The 17,046-nt window shown below is 64.3% G+C and carries 14 protein-coding genes; 3 read left to right on the top strand and 11 right to left on the bottom strand.

What is annotated here, in order from left to right; translation table 11 throughout:
* Window positions 1-3 precede the first annotated feature (3 nt).
* Window positions 4-1,407, bottom strand: coding sequence for a glucuronate isomerase (gene uxaC / locus AB6802_RS27410; RefSeq protein WP_371013338.1), 1,404 nt, complete (start codon window positions 1,405-1,407; stop codon window positions 4-6).
* A gap of 183 nt (window positions 1,408-1,590) precedes the next feature.
* Between uxaC and AB6802_RS27405 the strand changes: the two genes are divergently transcribed.
* Entirely contained in the window at window positions 1,591-3,123 is a 1,533-nt protein-coding gene (locus AB6802_RS27405; RefSeq protein WP_371013337.1) for a mannitol dehydrogenase family protein, read from the top strand.
* A 202-nt stretch (window positions 3,124-3,325) separates the two neighbouring features.
* Here AB6802_RS27405 and AB6802_RS27400 read toward each other — a convergent pair whose 3' ends face one another.
* The 8 genes from AB6802_RS27400 to AB6802_RS27365 all read right to left on the bottom strand — a co-directional run bounded on the left by AB6802_RS27400 (window position 3,326) and on the right by AB6802_RS27365 (window position 12,159).
* Window positions 3,326-3,733 (bottom strand): F0F1 ATP synthase subunit epsilon, encoded by a 408-nt coding sequence (locus AB6802_RS27400; RefSeq protein WP_371013336.1) that lies wholly within the window; start codon window positions 3,731-3,733, stop codon window positions 3,326-3,328.
* 110 nt (window positions 3,734-3,843) lie between these two features.
* Window positions 3,844-5,436 (bottom strand): F0F1 ATP synthase subunit beta, encoded by a 1,593-nt coding sequence (atpD, locus tag AB6802_RS27395; protein WP_371013335.1) that lies wholly within the window; start codon window positions 5,434-5,436, stop codon window positions 3,844-3,846.
* Window positions 5,437-5,504: 68 nt separating this feature from the next.
* Window positions 5,505-6,389, bottom strand: a complete 885-nt coding sequence (locus tag AB6802_RS27390; protein WP_371013334.1) for a F0F1 ATP synthase subunit gamma — start codon at window positions 6,387-6,389, stop codon at window positions 5,505-5,507.
* Between the two features lie 32 nt (window positions 6,390-6,421).
* Window positions 6,422-7,951, bottom strand: coding sequence for a F0F1 ATP synthase subunit alpha (gene atpA / locus AB6802_RS27385; protein WP_371013333.1), 1,530 nt, complete (start codon window positions 7,949-7,951; stop codon window positions 6,422-6,424).
* The gene (locus AB6802_RS27380; RefSeq protein ID WP_371013332.1) at window positions 7,951-8,511 is read right to left on the bottom strand and encodes a F0F1 ATP synthase subunit delta; all 561 of its coding nucleotides are present in this window, start codon (window positions 8,509-8,511) and stop codon (window positions 7,951-7,953) included. The genes atpA and AB6802_RS27380 overlap by 1 nt, the downstream gene beginning before the upstream one ends.
* A gap of 246 nt (window positions 8,512-8,757) precedes the next feature.
* On the bottom strand, window positions 8,758-9,153 hold the full coding sequence (locus AB6802_RS27375) for a DUF4345 family protein (RefSeq protein ID WP_371013331.1): 396 nt from the start codon (window positions 9,151-9,153) through the stop codon (window positions 8,758-8,760).
* 95 nt (window positions 9,154-9,248) lie between these two features.
* A complete protein-coding gene (locus AB6802_RS27370; protein ID WP_371013330.1) occupies window positions 9,249-9,944 on the bottom strand; it encodes an aspartate/glutamate racemase family protein in 696 nt (231 codons plus the stop codon).
* Between the two features lie 31 nt (window positions 9,945-9,975).
* Window positions 9,976-12,159, bottom strand: coding sequence for a primosomal protein N' (locus tag AB6802_RS27365; protein ID WP_371013329.1), 2,184 nt, complete (start codon window positions 12,157-12,159; stop codon window positions 9,976-9,978).
* 90 nt (window positions 12,160-12,249) lie between these two features.
* On the opposite strand from AB6802_RS27365, the gene fsa reads away from it, so the two are divergent.
* The gene (gene fsa / locus AB6802_RS27360) at window positions 12,250-12,906 is read left to right on the top strand and encodes a fructose-6-phosphate aldolase (protein WP_371013328.1); all 657 of its coding nucleotides are present in this window, start codon (window positions 12,250-12,252) and stop codon (window positions 12,904-12,906) included.
* An 82-nt stretch (window positions 12,907-12,988) separates the two neighbouring features.
* Here the strand turns inward: fsa and lptE are convergent, their stop codons facing one another.
* Complete coding sequence (gene lptE, locus AB6802_RS27355) at window positions 12,989-13,570, bottom strand: LPS assembly lipoprotein LptE (protein WP_371013327.1); 582 nt, start codon at window positions 13,568-13,570, stop codon at window positions 12,989-12,991.
* Window positions 13,557-16,187, bottom strand: a complete 2,631-nt coding sequence (leuS, locus tag AB6802_RS27350; RefSeq protein ID WP_371013326.1) for a leucine--tRNA ligase — start codon at window positions 16,185-16,187, stop codon at window positions 13,557-13,559. Before leuS ends, lptE begins: the two co-directional genes overlap by 14 nt.
* A gap of 148 nt (window positions 16,188-16,335) precedes the next feature.
* Here leuS and AB6802_RS27345 point away from each other — a divergent pair, with 148 nt between their 5' ends.
* On the top strand, window positions 16,336-16,998 hold the full coding sequence (locus tag AB6802_RS27345) for a YggS family pyridoxal phosphate-dependent enzyme (protein WP_371013325.1): 663 nt from the start codon (window positions 16,336-16,338) through the stop codon (window positions 16,996-16,998).
* The last annotated feature ends 48 nt before the right edge of the window (window positions 16,999-17,046 follow it).

The following is a 17,046-nucleotide window of genomic DNA, read 5'->3' as shown; positions in this document are numbered from 1 at the left end:
GGCTCAGAGCCGGTACGCCTTCTTGGCAAGCGTGTAGGCAAGCTCGCGCGCCAGCTCATGCGCCTCCTCCTCCCGGAGGCGATGCTCGGAAACCAGCCGCGCCAGGAATGCGCAGTCGACCCGCCGCGCGACGTCGTGACGCGCGGGGATCGACGGAAAGGCGCGCGTGTCGTCGTTGAAGCCGACAGTGTTGTAGAAGCCAGCCGTCTCGGTGGTCATTTCGCGGAAGCGGCGCATGCCTTCCGGGCTGTCGTGGAACCACCAGGCCGGTCCGAGCTTCACCGCTGGATAGACGCCAGCGAGCGGCGCCAGCTCGCGCGCATAGCTGGTCTCGTCGAGCGTGAACAGGATGACGGTAAGGTCGCGCTCCAGCCCGACGCAGTCGAGCAGCGGCTTCAACGCCGTCACATAGTCGGTGCGGGTCGGGATATCGAAGCCTTTGTCGCGGCCGAACTTCTGAAAGACACCCGACGAATGATTGCGCCACGATCCGGGATGGATCTGCATCACCAGGCCATCGTCGCGGCTCATCTTGGCCATTTCGGTCAGCATTTGCGCCCGAAACAGCCGCCGCTCGCGCTCGTCGTCGGAACCACCGCGGACGCGGTCAAACAGCTCCTTGGCTGCGGCGTCGGAAAGATTGGCGGTCTCGGCCGTCGGATGGCCATGATCCGACGAGGTCGCGCCGAACTCCTTGAAATAGGCGCGACGTTTGCGATGCGCGTCGAGATAGCCGGCCCATGTCCCTGTATCGCATCCGGTGATCTCGCCAAGACGATCGAGATTGGCGGCAAATCCCTCGAAATCGGGATCGACAACCGCATCGGGCCGGTAGGCGGTGACGACGCGGCCGCCCCAGCCGCCGTCGCGGATCATCCTGTGCCATTTGAGATCGTCGAGCGCGCCCTCGGTGGTGGCGATCACCTCGATGTTGAAGCGCTCGAACAGGGCTCGCGGCCGGTAATCGTCACGTTGCAGCAGTGTCGCGATCGTATCGTAGCAGCGGTCGGCGGTGGTCGCGGTGAGCGGTTCCTGGATGCCGAACAGGTGCTCGAACACATGGTCAAGCCAAAGCCGCGTCGGCGTGCCCCGGAACAGATAATAATGTTCGGCGAAGCGCCGCCAGATCACCCTGCCGTCGGCCTCGACCGGGGCGCCATCGAGGCCGGCTATGCCGAGCTCTTCCAGCCGCACGCCCTGGCTGAACAGCATGCGGAAAATATAGTGGTCCGGCACGATCAGCAGCTGCGCCGGGTCAGGGAACGGCTCGTTCTGCGCATACCAGCGCGGATCGGTGTGTCCGTGCGGACTGACGATCGACAGGTCTTTTACCCCCGCATAGAGCGTGCGGGCCAGGGAGCGGTTTTCCGGCGGAAACAATAGATCCGGATCGGTCAGTCCAGCCAAAGGCTCCTCCCAATTTGGGCCTATTGGTAAATTGACCAGAAATAATGTCAACATACAAAAACTGGATTGTTGTATGATGACTTTCGACGGGCATTGTGCCGCATGGCGGCTGGGTGCTACGCCGCTTGCCGCAATCCTTGCCCGGTGCTCGACGGGCGACTTGACCGGAGACGCTTCGCAGCCATGAATAGCCGCCTGTCCCACGCCACAATCGCAACCTTGCCGGCCGGCACCGAGCTCCCGCGCTACGATCGCCGCGCGGTCAGGCCGGGCATCGTCCATCTCGGCGTCGGCGCCTTTCATCGCGCCCACCAGGCGGCCTATGTCGATGCCTGCCTGGCCAATGGCGAAACGCATTGGGGCGTTGTCGGCGTGTCGCTGCGCAGCCCCGATACGCGTGACGCGCTGGCGCCGCAGGACGGCCTTTACACGCTGGCGATCAGGGACAGCGCCGGCGAGCGATTGCAGGTCGTCGGATCGATCCTGTCGCTGCTGGTGGCGCCGGAGGACCCCGCAGCCGTGCTTGCCGCGCTCACCGAGCCAGACATCCGCATCGTCACGCTGACGATCACCGAAAAGGCCTATCTCAGGGCCGCCGACGGCACGCTCGACGAGAGCCACCCCGACATCGCCCACGACCTGGCAAATCCGGGCTCACCGAAGACAGCGCATGGTTATCTCACCGAGGCGCTGGCGCGCCGCCGCGCCGCCGGCACACCGCCCTTCACCGTGCTCTGCTGCGACAATCTGCCGGCCAACGGCGCCACGCTGCATCGCCTGCTGATCGAGTTCGCCAGATTACGCGACGCGCGCACGGTTGGCACGGAGCTCTCGCGCCAAGGCGATGCCGAACTGGCACGCTATATCGCCGACGACGTGGCCTGCCCGTCTTCCATGGTCGACCGCATCGTGCCGGCCACCACCGATGCCGACAGGGCGCGCGTTGCCGCCACGCTCGGCATCGAGGACGCCTGGCCGGTGATGACCGAGCCGTTCTGCCAGTGGGTGATCGAGGACCGGTTCCCGGCCGGTCGGCCGGCCTGGGAGAAATTCGGCGTCGCGATGGTCGAGGATGTGCGGCCGTTCGAAGACATGAAGCTCAGGCTCCTCAACGGCGCGCATTCCGGTATCGCCTATCTCGGCCTGCTCAGCGGCCATGCCACCGTCGACCGCGCTTTTGCCGACCCGGCGATAAGACAGTTCGTCGATCGGCTTTGGGCCGAAGCGATCCCAACGCTGCCACAGGATGCCGGGCTCGACACCACCGCCTACACGGCGGAACTCGCCGAACGCTTTTCCAACACCGCGCTTGCTCATCGCACCGCGCAGATCGCCAATGACGGCAGCCAGAAGCTGCCGCAGCGCATCGTCGCCTCCGCCCTTGCCAGGCTGGAGGAAGGATTGCTGCCCGAACACCTTTCCCTGGTTGTCGCTGCCTGGATCGCCGCTTGCGCGGCGCGCGGCTCGGCATTGCCGCAACGCCACTTCACCGACCCGCTCGATGCCGCTCTCAACGATCTGTTCAGCCGTAACCCGGCAACAGACGAGGCAGTGACAGCCGTCTTCGATCTCGCCGGCTTTGCCAAAGCCCATCCCGAGCGGCAGAAATTGATCGAGTTTGTCGCCACGCATCTCGTCCATTTCAAGCAGGGCGGTCCGAAGTTGGCCTTCGCCGCTCTCGGTATCGGCAACGAACCGCCCAGGCTGGGCGGATAGCGCAGGGATTTTGAAAGGTTGCCGTTAGTCTTGGTGCAAGCTTTCCGTGAAATCAGCGCAAACGCCAGGGGATTGGTCGAAGCCGCCCCACCGTCGCGATGGGCGTTTCGGCAACAAGCGGGACCGTCTCGCAAACGGAAAATCGGGGCAAACAAAAAGCGGGGCAAGCCCCGCTTTCTCATACCATTATCGGATTCCGAAATCAGGCCGGCAGCAGCGCACCTTCCAGCGTGGTGAGCTGGCTGAGGAACTGCTCCGCCCGGCTGCGGCTGGCGTCATCCTTGGCGTCGGCCGCGTCTTCCTTGGCCTCCTGGATGCGGCGGGCAAGATCGGCGCGGTCGATGTCGTTGACGTGCACTGCCGATTCGGCAAGCAGCGTGCAGCCGGACGGCAGGATGTCGGCGAAACCGCCGAACACCACGTAACGCTCTTCCGCGCCGCCGGCGGTCTTCACTGTGACGACGCCGGGCTTGATCGTGGTCATGACCGGAGCGTGCTGCGCCATCACGGTCATCTCGCCTTCGGCGCCCGGAATGACGACGGACTCGACCTTCTCGGAAACGAGCAGCCGTTCGGGCGAGACCAGTTCGAATTGGAAAGCTTCAGCCATGATCAACTTAGCGAGTAGGGAATAGGGAGTAGTCAGTAGTGAAGGGGCCAAACAGCCCACGTCACATCTGCTATTCACTACTCACTATTCACTACTCCCTATTCCCTAAATTACGCTGCTTCAGCCGCCAGGCGCTGCGCCTTCTCGACCGCCTCGTCAATGCCGCCGACCATGTAGAAGGCGGCTTCCGGCAGGTGGTCGTAGTCGCCGTTGCAGAGGCCCTTGAAGCCCTTGATGGTGTCGGCCAGATCAACCAGCTTGCCAGGCGCGCCGGTGAACACTTCGGCAACGAAGAACGGCTGCGACAGGAAGCGCTCGATCTTGCGGGCGCGAGCCACCGTCTGCTTGTCCTCTTCCGACAGCTCGTCCATGCCCAGGATGGCGATGATGTCCTGCAGCGACTTGTAGCGCTGCAGGATCGACTGCACCTGGCGGGCGACGCCATAATGCTCTTCGCCGACAACCAGCGGGTCGAGCATGCGCGAGGTCGAATCGAGCGGATCGACGGCCGGATAGATACCCTTTTCCGAGATCGCGCGGTTGAGCACGGTCGTCGCATCAAGGTGAGCGAACGAGGTCGCCGGCGCCGGGTCGGTCAGATCGTCGGCGGGCACGTAGATGGCCTGCACCGAGGTGATCGAGCCTTTGGTTGTCGTCGTGATGCGCTCCTGCAGCGCGCCCATGTCGGTGGCCAAAGTCGGCTGATAGCCCACGGCCGACGGGATACGGCCGAGCAGCGCCGACACTTCCGAGCCCGCCTGCGTGAAGCGGAAGATGTTGTCGACGAAGAACAGCACGTCCTGGCCCTGGTCGCGGAAATACTCGGCGACGGTGAGGCCGGTCAGGCCGACGCGGGCGCGGGCGCCCGGCGGCTCGTTCATCTGGCCATAGACGAGTGCTGCCTTGGAGCCTTCGCCGCCGCCCTTCTTGTTGACGCCGGATTCGATGAACTCGTGATAGAGATCGTTGCCTTCGCGGGTGCGCTCGCCGACGCCGGCGAACACCGAGAAGCCGCCATGGGCCTTGGCGACGTTGTTGATCAGTTCCTGGATCAGCACGGTCTTGCCGACGCCGGCGCCGCCGAACAGGCCGATCTTGCCGCCGCGGGCGTAGGGAGCCAGCAGGTCGAGGACCTTGATGCCGGTGATCAGGATCTGCGCTTCCGTCGACTGGTCGACATAGGCCGGGGCCGGCTGGTGGATGGCACGCTGTTCGATGCCGTCGACCGGACCTTCCTCGTCCACCGGCTCGCCGATGACGTTGATGATGCGGCCGAGCAGACCCGGGCCGACCGGGACCGAAATCGGCGCGCCGGTGTCGAACACGTCCTGGCCGCGAACCAGGCCTTCGGTGGAGTCCATGGCAATGCAGCGCACAGTGTTCTCGCCGAGATGCTGGGCGACCTCGAGAACCAGGCGGTTGCCGACGTTCTCGGTTTCCAGCGCGTTCAGGATCGCCGGCAGATGGTCTTCGAACTGCACGTCGACGACGGCGCCGATGACCTGGCGGACCTTGCCGGCCGCGCCGACCCGCTTGGTCGAAACGCTTGCCGACTTCGCGGCGGCCGGCTTGGCCGGAGCGGCCGCTGCGTTGGCCGGTGCCGCTGCCTTCTTGGCCGGAGCGGCCTTCGCGGCTGCTGCCGGAGCTTTTGCCGCCGCTGCCGTCTTGGGGGCCGCCGTCTTCGGGGTCGCTGCTTTCGCCATCGTCTTTGCCCTTTTCGTCTTTCTGTTGCTCACGTCCGCCGGGGATCCATAGATCCGCGCGGCCGTGCCTAGAGCGCCTCGGCGCCCGAAATGATTTCGATCAGTTCCTTGGTGATCTGCGCCTGCCGCTGGCGGTTGTAGGTGATCGACAGCTTGTTGATCATGTCGCCGGCATTGCGCGTCGCATTGTCCATCGCGCTCATCTTGGCGCCCATCTCGCCGGCTGCGTTTTCGAGCAGCGCGCGGAAGACCTGGACCGAGATGTTGCGCGGGATGAGGTCAGAGAGGATTTCGCCCGGCTCCGGTTCGTATTCGTAGACGGCGTTGCCGCCGACCGTCGCTTCGGCCGGGGCGGAAGCGACGCCTGCCGGAATGATCTGCTGCGCCGTCGGGATCTGGCTGATCACTGACTTGAACTGCGAATAGAACAGCGTGCAGATGTCGAACTCGCCCTGGTTGAACAGGTGGATGATCTTGCGCGCGATCGCATCGGCATTGACGAAACCGAGAGTCTTGACCTCACGCAGGTCGACGCGCTCGAGGATCAGCGAACCGTAGTCGCGGCGCAGGATGTCGAAACCCTTCTTGCCGACGCAGATGATCTTAACTTGCTTGCCGTCGGCCAGGAGCCTGCGGATATGGTCGCGGGCGAGGCGGGCAATCTGCGAATTGAAGCCGCCGCACAGGCCGCGCTCGGCGGTGCAGACGATGAGCAGATGCACATCGTCCTTGCCGGTGCCGGTCATCAACGCCGGGGCATCGCCGCCGCCGCCGATAGCCTGGGTGATGTTGGCCAGCACCGCGCCCATGCGCTCGGAATAGGGACGCGCCGCTTCCGCCGCTTCCTGCGCGCGACGCAGCTTCGCCGCGGCGACCATCTGCATCGCCTTGGTGATCTTCTGCGTCGCCTTGACCGAGGCGATACGGTTACGAAGGTCTTTTAATGAAGGCATGCTTCAAACCTGATCCCGTGCGTCCGGCTTCTTCAAGCGAAGGTCTTGGCGAAGGCGTCGATCTCGGCCTTGAGCTTGGCGCGCAGATCGTCCGACAGCGCCTTTTCCTTGCGGATGGCGTCGAGAATGTCCTTGCCGGCCGCGCGCATATGCGACAGCAGGCCATGCTCGAACTTGCCGACCTGGTTGATCGCCAGCTTGTCGAGATAACCGTTGACGCCGGCGAAGATCACCGTGACCTGCTCCTCGACCTTGAGCGGCGAGAACTGCGGCTGCTTCAAGAGTTCGGTCAGGCGTGCGCCGCGATTGAGCAGGCGCTGCGTGGCGGCGTCGAGGTCGGAGCCGAACTGCGCAAAGGCCGCCATTTCGCGGTACTGCGCGAGCTCGCCCTTGATCGAGCCGGCGACCTGCTTCATCGCCTTGATCTGCGCCGACGAACCGACGCGCGACACCGACAGGCCGACGTTGACCGCCGGACGAACGCCCTGGAAGAACAAATTGGTTTCGAGGAATATCTGGCCGTCGGTGATCGAGATCACGTTGGTCGGGATGTAGGCCGACACGTCGTTGGCCTGCGTCTCGATGATCGGCAGCGCGGTCAGCGAACCGCCGCCCAGATCGTCGTTGAGCTTGGCGGCGCGCTCGAGCAGACGTGAGTGCAGGTAGAAGACGTCGCCCGGATAGGCTTCGCGGCCCGGCGGGCGGCGTAAGAGCAGCGACATCTGGCGATACGCGACGGCCTGTTTCGACAGATCGTCATAGCTGATCAGCGCATGCATGCCGTTGTCGCGGAAATATTCGCCCATGGTGGCGCCGGTGAACGGCGCCAGGAATTGCATCGGCGCCGGATCGGAAGCCGTGGCGGCGACGATGATCGAATATTCGAGCGCGCCGCGCTCTTCGAGAACCTTCACGAACTGCGCGACGGTCGAGCGTTTCTGGCCGACGGCGACGTAGACGCAGTAGAGCTTTTCCTTCTCGGGGCCGTTGTCGTGCACCGATTTCTGGTTGAGCATCGTGTCGAGGATGATGGCGGTTTTGCCGGTCTGACGATCGCCGATAACCAGCTCGCGCTGGCCGCGGCCGACCGGGATCAGCGCATCGATGGCCTTGAGGCCGGTCGACATCGGCTCGTTCACCGACTTGCGCGGGATGATGCCGGGCGCCTTGACGTCGACGCGCTTGCGTTCGGTCGCCTTGATCGGGCCCTTGCCGTCGATCGGGTTGCCGAGCGCGTCGACGACGCGGCCGAGCAGGCCCATGCCGACAGGCGCGTCGACGATGGCGCCGGTGCGCTTGACGGTGTCGCCTTCCTTGATGTCGCGGTCGGCGCCGAAGATGACGACGCCGACATTGTCGGCTTCGAGGTTGAGCGCCATACCGCGGATGCCGCCGGGGAATTCGACCATTTCACCGGCCTGGACATTGTCGAGGCCGTAGACGCGGGCGATGCCGTCACCGACGGACAGCACCTGTCCGACTTCGGAGACCTCGGCCTCCTTGCCGAAATTCTTGATCTGGTCTTTCAGAATTGCGGAAATTTCCGCGGCGCGGATGTCCATCAGCCGACCTCTTTCAGTGCAAGCTTGAGCGAATTGAGTTTGGTTTTGAGCGACGTATCGATCTGGCGCGAGCCCATCTTGACGATCAGCCCGCCGAGCAGTGACGGATCGACGGTAATCGCGATGGTCACGTCCTTGCCGGCGATGCTCTTCAGCGTCGCCTTGAGCTCGGTCTGCTGCGCGGCCGTCAAATCATGCGCCGAAGCGACCTCGGCGGACGCCTCGCCGCGATGCTCGGCGGCGATCTGGCGGAATGCCTTGATCATGCCTGGCACCGCGAACAGGCGGCGGTTGCGGGCAACCACGCGCAGGAAATTGCCGACCAGGCCGGTGATCCCCGCCTTGTCGGCGATCGCCGCAATTGCCTTCGCCTGCTCCTCGCTGGAGAATACCGGGCTGTTGATCAGGCGGCCGAGATCGGCGCTGCCGTTGAGCATTGCCTCGAAGCCATTGAGGTCGGCTTCAACCTTGGCAACGGAATTTTCCTGCAGCGCGAGATCAAACAGCGAGCCTGCGTAGCGCTCTGCGACAGCTGAGATTGGCGATGACGATTGGGCCACGGACCGTCTTTTCTCTTGTCTGACAGGCCGCAGATTGTTGGCGCGAGCAAAAACTCTGGCTAAATCTTTGACCTTACTGCAATTTTTCAATGCACGGAGATGCGGCTTCCGCTATCCCCGGCCGAAAGTCGATTGCCGTCTAGCACAGGCTTTTTAAGACCGCAATGCATCCTCCGGCATGCTTTTCAGGCACTTTTGTCGCATCAGGCTACAGAGTCCAGCCCGCGCGGCGGATTAGTCAATGAATCAAGGCAAAAAGCCGAAGGCGAAGGCAAGCGGCAACGCCGCGAGCGCCAGCTCGACGACGATCGAAACCCAGTTGAAGGGCGTGTTGGCGCCATCCGACATCATCGACAACAGCCGGCCGAAGGCGGTGAACAGCCAGGAGAAGCCGAGCGCCATGTAAAGCAGCGGCTGCGCCAGAAGGATGCAGCACAGGCTGACGCCGAGATAGAAGCCCGACATACGGCCACGCCCCTCGGCGATCGCCGCCGCTTTCTCCGGCCTCGGCTGTAGGCGCAGCACGCGAAAAGCGAGCCCCGGCGCCAGGAACAGGAACAGGCCGAGCGCCAGGGTGACGACGGCGCTCGACCATGCCAGCCATTCGCCCTGGCTTGCCGGCCACGGAAACGCAAAATCCATCTGTCCCCTCGTCAATTCTTGTTTTGAATTGCGAGGCATTCTAGCGGAGGAAAAACGCCGCGCCAGATGGTCCCGGACACATTAGACGTCGCGCATCAGGACAGCGCGAAATCGACCGCGGCCTCGGCATGGATACGCGTCGTGTCGAACACCGGAAAGTCGAATTCGCGCTCCCCGATCAGCATGGTGATCTCGGTGCAGCCCATGATGACGCCGTCCACCCGCTCGTCGCGCCGCATGCGGCCGACCTCGGCGACATACGCTGCGTGCGAATCGGGCTTGACGATGCCCTGGCAAAGTTCGTCGTAGATCACCCTGTGCACCATGTCCCGACCGGCCGGGCCGGGCACTATCGGCTCAAGGCCGTATTTGTCGGCGAGCCGTCCCTTGTAGAAATCCTGCTCCATGGTGAAGCGCGTGGCGAGCAGCGCCGGACGCCGGACACCGGCTTCGACGACAGCACGGCCCGTCGCGTCGGCGATGTGGATGAGCGGGATCGATATCGCAGCCTGCACGTCGTCGGCCAGCTTGTGCATCGTGTTGGTGCATATCAGCAGACCTTCGGCGCCACCCGCCTCCAGCCTGCGCGCCGCCTCCACCAGAAGGGCGCCGGCGCCCTGCCAGTCGCCCGCATGCTGCCGTTCGGCGATCTCGGCGAAATCGAACGACCACAACAGGAGCTTCGCCGAATGCAGCCCGCCGAGCCGCTCGCGCACGATCTCGTTGAGCAGGCGATAATAGATCGCCGTCGATTCCCAGCTCATGCCGCCGATGAGGCCAAGGGTTTTCATGCGCGGGTGCTCCTTTGGGCTGCTCGGGAGCTTATAGGAAGCTCTGCGGGTCGATGTCGACCTGGACACGCACCGAACCGCGCAGCTTCGGTCCTTCGGCCAGCATGGCGCGAATGAAGCCTTGCATGTCGGCGCGCCGCTCGCCCTGGATCAGCAGGCGGAAACGATGACGGCCGCCGAGCAGCGACAACGGCGCCTCGGCCGGGCCGAGCACGAACAGGTCCGAAGCCTGGGGGGCGGCACGCCGCAAGGCGCGCGCATGGCTCTCGGCCTCGCCCCGTGTCGCGGCGCTGATGATGATGCCGGCGAGCCGGCCGAAGGGCGGCAACGCCGCGCGCTCGCGCTCGGTGATCTCACGCTCGTAAAAAGCTTCCGAATCGCCGGAGACGATCGCCCGCATCACAGGATGGTCCGGCTGGTAGGTCTGCAGCAGGCCCAGGCTCTTCTTGCCGGTGCGGCCGGCGCGCCCCGTCACCTGGCTGAGCAGCTGGAAAGTGCGCTCGGCGGCGCGCGGATCGCCATTGGCAAGGCCGAGATCCGCGTCGACCACGCCGACCAGCGTCATGCCGGGAAAATTGTGGCCCTTGGCGACGAGCTGCGTGCCGATGACGATGTCGGCCTCGCCATTGGCCACGGCTTCGAGTTCAAGCCTCAGCCGGCGCACCCCGCCCAGAAGGTCGGACGACAGCACGATGGTGCGGGCGTCGGGAAAATGCGCGACCACTTCCTCGGCGATGCGCTCGACGCCTGGACCGCAGGCGACGAGGTGGTCGAGCGTGCCGCATTCGGGACAGGCTTCGGGCCGCTTTTCGTTGTGACCGCAATGGTGGCAGACGAGTTGGCCGCGAAAGCGATGCTCGACCAGCCAGGCCGAGCAGACCGGACAGCCGAAACGATGGCCGCAGACCCGGCACAGCGTCAGCGGCGCGTAGCCGCGCCGGTTGAGGAACAGCAGCGACTGTTCCTTCCGCTCCAGGGTGCGCTGCATCTGGTCGATCAGGATCGGCGACAGGAAGCCGCCGCGCGCCGGCGGCGAACGCCGCATGTCGATCGACTTCAGATCGGGGAGTGCCGCGTCCGCGAAGCGCGACGACAGCACCGCCCTGTCATAGCGGCCCTGGCTGGCATTGACCCGGCTTTCCACCGAGGGCGTTGCCGAGGCAAGCACGACCGGAAAGCCGCCTATGTGGCCGCGCACAACCGCCATGTCGCGGGCATTGTAGAAGACGCGGTCCTCCTGCTTGTAGGCAGGGTCGTGCTCCTCGTCGACGACGATCAGGCCGAGCTCCTTGAACGGCAAAAACAGCGCCGAGCGCGCGCCGGCAACGACGCGCACACCGCCTTCCGCCACTTGGCGCCAGACGCGCTCGCGCATTCTCGGCGGCAGGTCGGAATGCCACTCCGCCGGCTTGGCGCCGAAACGGTCCTGGAAGCGTTCGAGGAAGGCATGGGTGAGCGCGATTTCCGGCAACAGGATCAGCACCTGCTTGCCCTTGTCGAGCGCCGCAGCCACCGCTTCGAAATAGACTTCCGTCTTGCCAGATCCGGTGACGCCATCGAGCAAGGTGACGTTGAAGGCATCGCCGGCGATCGCCGAACGGAGCTTCTCAGCCGCCTCCTCCTGGTCCGGCATCAACTCTGGCAGTGCGTGCGTCGGATCGGGCGCCGCCACCACCGGCCGTGGCGGGATCGTCACCGTCTCGAACACGCCTTGCGCGCGCAGCCCGTCGATGACGGTCGAGGACACGCCGGCGGCATGCGCCAGCCCCGAGCGCGTCCAGGCGAGGCCACCTTCGGCTGTCTCGAGCACGCGACGCCGCGCATCGGTCAACCGGTCGGGCTCGGCCAGTGTGCGCTGCAGGCCTTCGATCCAGGGCTCCGGGTCGAAAGCTTCAGGCGCTCGCAAAAGCATGCGCGCCACCATGCCGGGCGCCGACAGCGTGTACTGCGCGATCCAGTCGACGAAGCGGCGCATTGACCGGTCGATCGGCGGGCAGTCGAAGACCTGCTCGATCGGCCGTAGTTTCCTGGCATCGACGGTTTCGACGGCGCCGTCCCAGACGATGCCCGCGACCTGGCGCGGCCCGAGCGGCACGCGCACGATCGAGCCCGGCACCACGCGCATGCCAGGCGGCACGGCATAGGTGTAGGGCCGTTCGGCAGGCATCGGCACCAGCACCGGCGCGGCCGCGACAAAGGGCGAATCTTCGATCATCAGGCGTGACCTTGCCCTGACTTTGGTCTAGATCAAAGAGGAGCCTCGCATCTGCCTGGCTGGCGCCTGGCAATCCCCAAGGAGACCACCATGAAATTTTTTGCCGACACCGCTGACATCAAGGAAATCAAGGAGCTCAACGATCTTGGGCTGCTCGACGGCGTCACCACCAACCCGTCGTTGATCCTGAAATCGGGTGGCAAGATCATCGACGTCACCAAGCAGATCTGCGACATCGTCGAGGGTCCGGTTTCGGCCGAGGTCGTGGCGACCGAGTACAAGGACATGATCGCGGAAGCCAAGGTGCTGGCCAAGATCGCGCCGAATATCGCCATCAAGGTGCCGCTGACGCTTGACGGCCTGAAGGCGTGCAAGACCATCCGCACCGAGATGAACCGCATGGTCAACGTGACGCTCTGCTTCTCGGCCAACCAGGCGTTGCTGGCCGCCAAGGCCGGCGCCTCCTTCATCTCGCCTTTCGTCGGCCGCGTCGACGACACCGGCTCGGACGGCATGGAGCTGATCGCCGAGATCAAGCAAATCTACGACAATTATGATTTCAAGACCGAGATCCTGACCGCCTCGGTGCGCACGGTGAACCATGTCAAGCAGGCGGCCCTTATCGGCGCCGACATCGTGACCGCCCCGCCGGCCACGCTGAAGGCGCTGGTCAAGCACCCGTTGACCGACAAGGGTCTTGAGCAGTTCCTCGCCGACTGGGCAAAGACCGGCCAGAAAATCGGCTGAGGTTGCAGCCCGTCAGATAAGGAAAAGGCCGGGTGACCGGCCTTTTTTGTTGAATACAAGCCGCCCGAAGCTGCGTTCCGATTCAGGTCTTCTTGGCGTGCTTGACCAGATCCTGCGCGATCGACAGCCGCAAAAATTCAGCCAGCTCGCGTGCTGCGCGGTTCTCGGCATCGATCTGGGCACGATAGGCCGCATATTCCTGCAGCGGCCGGTCGAAGGACGATGGCACCGAGCGTTTGCCGACGGCGACAACCGTGTTGGTCGCCGTGTCGCGCAGCACATAATTGGCAGTCAGCGTCACCGTGCCGGCGGTCGGTTCGTCTTCCTCGGTCTGGATCTGCACGGTCGCCGCCGATTCGACCAGTTCGGTAACGCCGAGGTCGAGCACATAGGCCGGCGAGGCCGGCTGGCCCGAGCCTTGGCCGAAGGCGAAGATCAGATTGTTGCGCACCTGTTGCGCGTAGCGGGTGTTGACCGGCTTGATTGAGATCGAGCCAAGCTCGGCGGACGCGCTGAGCTGCGATCCGGGCGACAGCGGCTGGCTGGAATAGAGCGGCCTGACCGTGCAGGCCGACACCAGCGCCAGGGCTGCGACCATGCCGCAGACCGCAAAGCGGCCGCGCAGGCGGGCCGCTTCTGATTTCACCGGATCAGGCAACGACATTGACGATCCTCTGCGGCACGATAATCACCTTGCGCGGAGCCTTACCTTCCAGTGCTTTTTGCACGAAGTCGAGAGCCAGCACCGCTTTTTCGACGGCACCTTGATCCGCGTCGCGGGCAATTGTCAAATCCCCGCGCTTCTTGCCGTTGACCTGCACCGGCAGCACGATCTCATTGTCGACGACGAGTGCCGGATCGTAGACCGGCCACGGCCGTTCGGCGACCAGATCGGTCCCGCCCAGCTCATGCCAGCACTCTTCGGCCAAATGCGGCATGACCGGCGCGACCACATGCACCAGGATCTCCACCGCCTCGCGGCAAGCGCCTTTCAGCGCCGCATCGGCCTTGCCCTCGGCGACGTCGTTGAGCGGCGTGGTCAAGGCATTGGCGAGTTCGTAGATGCGGGCGATCGCCCGGTTGAAGCCGAGCCTCTCGATATCCTCGCCGATCGCCTTCAGGATCTTATGGGCGGCTTTGGAAACAACACCGGACTCACCATCCCTCGCCGCTTCCGGCTTGACGCCGCCAAGTGTCTCGGCGGCGATCGATACCAGGCGCCAGACCCGCTGGATGAAGCGATGCGCGCCGGCGGCGCCATCGTCGGTCCATTCGACGTCGCGCTCGGGCGGCGAATCCGACAGCATGAACCAGCGCGCCGTGTCGGCGCCGTAGCCGTCGGTGATGTCTTCCGGGCTCACCGTGTTCTTCTTCGACTTCGACATCTTTTCGAGCGAGCCGATCGCGGCTTCCTCGCCGGTCGCGATCTCGATGGCGCGGCGTTTTCCCCCGCCCGCATCCTCGATCCTGACTTCGCTCGGCGACAACCAGCGGCCATTGGTCGACGCGCCGCCGACACGGTAGGTCTCGTGCACCACCATGCCTTGCGTGAAGAGGCCCTTGAACGGCTCGGCGAGGTTCAGATGATGCGTCTCGCGCATGGCGCGGGTGAAGAAGCGCGAATAGAGCAGATGCAGGATCGCGTGCTCGATGCCGCCGATATACTGGTCGACCGCCAGCCATTCATCGGCGGCCTTCGGCTCGGTCGGTTCATTGGCCCAGGGGGCGGTGAAGCGGGCGAAATACCAGGACGAATCGACGAACGTGTCCATCGTGTCGGTCTCGCGCCGCGCGTCGCGACCGCATTGCGGACATTTGACGTGCCGCCATGTCGGGTGACGGTCGAGCGGATTGCCGGGACGATCGAACTCGATGTCGTCCGGCAGCTTGACCGGCAGGTCTGCCTTCGGCACCGGCACGACGCCGCAATGCTCGCAATGGATCATCGGGATCGGGCAGCCCCAATAGCGCTGGCGCGAGATGCCCCAGTCGCGCAGGCGGAAATTCACCTTGCGCTCCGCCATCGGCCGGCCGCCGATCGTCTTTTCTTCCAGCAGCCTCGCCACTTCGTTGAAAGCCTTCTCTGGCTTCATGCCGTCGAGGAAGCGCGAATTGATCATCACGCCATCGTCGACATAGGCCTCTTCCGTGACCTGGAAGGTTTTTGCGTCGGCGTCTTCCGGCATCACCACCGGGATGACCGGCAGGCCGTATTTGTTGGCGAAGTCAAGGTCGCGCTGGTCGCCAGACGGGCAGCCGAAAATGGCGCCGGTGCCATATTCCATCAGCACGAAATTGGCGACATAGACCGGCAGCGTCCAACTCTCGTCGAACGGATGGACGACGCGAATGCCGGTGTCGAAACCCTTCTTCTCGGCTGTCTCCAGTGCCGCCACCGAGGTGCCCATATGGCGGACCTCGTCGACGAACTTGGCCAACTCGACATTGGTCTCAGCCGCCTTTTTTGCCAGCGGATGATCGGCGGCGACCGCCATGAACGACGCGCCGAAGATAGTGTCGGGCCTTGTCGTATAGACTTCCAGCTCGTGGGCATCGCCGACAGGCTTGGCCAGCGGCCAGCGGATCAGCAGCCCTTCGGAGCGGCCGATCCAGTTCTGCTGCATCAGCTTGACCTTCTCCGGCCATTCGCCAAGGCTATCCAGCGACTCCAGCAGGTCCTGCGCGTAATCGGTGATCTTGAAGAACCACTGCGTCAGCTCGCGCTGTTCGACCAGCGCGCCCGAACGCCAGCCGCGACCGTCGATGACCTGCTCGTTGGCGAGCACCGTCATGTCCTCCGGATCCCAATTGACCTTGGAGGATTTGCGCGTCACCAGCCCCTTTTCGACGAAATCGAGGAACAGCATCTGCTGGCGATGGTAATAGTCGACGTCGCAGGTGGCGAATTCGCGCGCCCAGTCCAGCGACAGGCCCATCATCTTGAGCTGCTCGCGCATGGCGGCGATGTTGGCGTAGGTCCATTCCTTGGGGTGGACCTTGTTCTGCATGGCGGCATTTTCGGCCGGCATGCCGAAGGCGTCCCAGCCCATCGGATGCAGCACGTTGAACCCCTTGGCGCGTTTGTAGCGCGCCACCACGTCGCCCATCGTATAGTTTCGGGTGTGGCCGATATGGATCTTGCCCGACGGATAGGGAAACATCTCGAGCACGTAATATTTCGGCTTCGGGTCGTCGTTCCGGGCCTCGAACAGCTTCTTTTCGGCCCAGGCCTTCTGCCATTTGGGCTCTGAGGTGCGCGGATTGTATCGTTCGGTTGCCATCGGGTGTTTTTCACTTAAAAGCAGGCGCAGGCCGCCGGACGAGGCCGGTGGCCAAGGTAAATGTCGTCGCGGTGTTCACCATGGATTGCCGGACCCGTCAACTGCGGCGAGCCGGCCAGGACGATTAAAAGACAGGCAGGATATAGGCATGGCGACCACCGTCGAACAGTTTTTCGCCGTCAAGGCGAGGATCACCGCTGCCGAGCGCGAGGCCGGCCGCGACGCCGGTTCGGTGACGTTGGTTGCCGTGTCGAAGACTTTTGAGGCCGACGCCATCCGCCCGGTCATCGAAGCTGGCCAGCGCGTCTTCGGCGAGAACCGCGTGCAGGAGGCGCAGGCCAAATGGCTGGCGCTGAAAGCCGAATTCCCCGACGTCGAACTGCATCTGATCGGTCCGCTGCAGTCGAACAAGGCCAAGGAAGCCGTCGCTTTGGCCGACGTCATCGAGACCGTCGACCGCGAGAAGATCGCCGCCGAGCTCGCCAGGGAGATCGCCAGGCAAGGCCGCACACCAAGGCTGTATGTCCAGGTCAACACCGGCTCGGAGCCGCAAAAGGCCGGCATCGAGCCACGTGACGCGGTTGCCTTCGTTGCCCGCTGCCGCGATGTCCACGGTCTCGCCATCGAAGGCCTGATGTGCATCCCGCCGGTCGACGAAAACCCCGGTCCGCACTTCGCCTTGCTGGAAAAGCTGGCGCGTGAGGCCGGCGTCGCAAAACTGTCTATGGGCATGTCCGGCGACTACGAGACCGCCATCGCCTTCGGCGCCACCAGCGTGCGGGTCGGCTCGGCGATCTTCGGCAGCCGCTGACAAGCCGGGCATTTAGGCCAGCTTGGCAAGGTCGCCGCGCCACCTCTT

The sequence above is a fragment of the Mesorhizobium sp. RCC_202 genome (genome assembly GCF_041355295.1).
In the GTDB taxonomy this organism is placed as follows: domain Bacteria; phylum Pseudomonadota; class Alphaproteobacteria; order Rhizobiales; family Rhizobiaceae; genus Mesorhizobium.
This window is presented reverse-complemented; position numbering and strand designations above follow the sequence as displayed.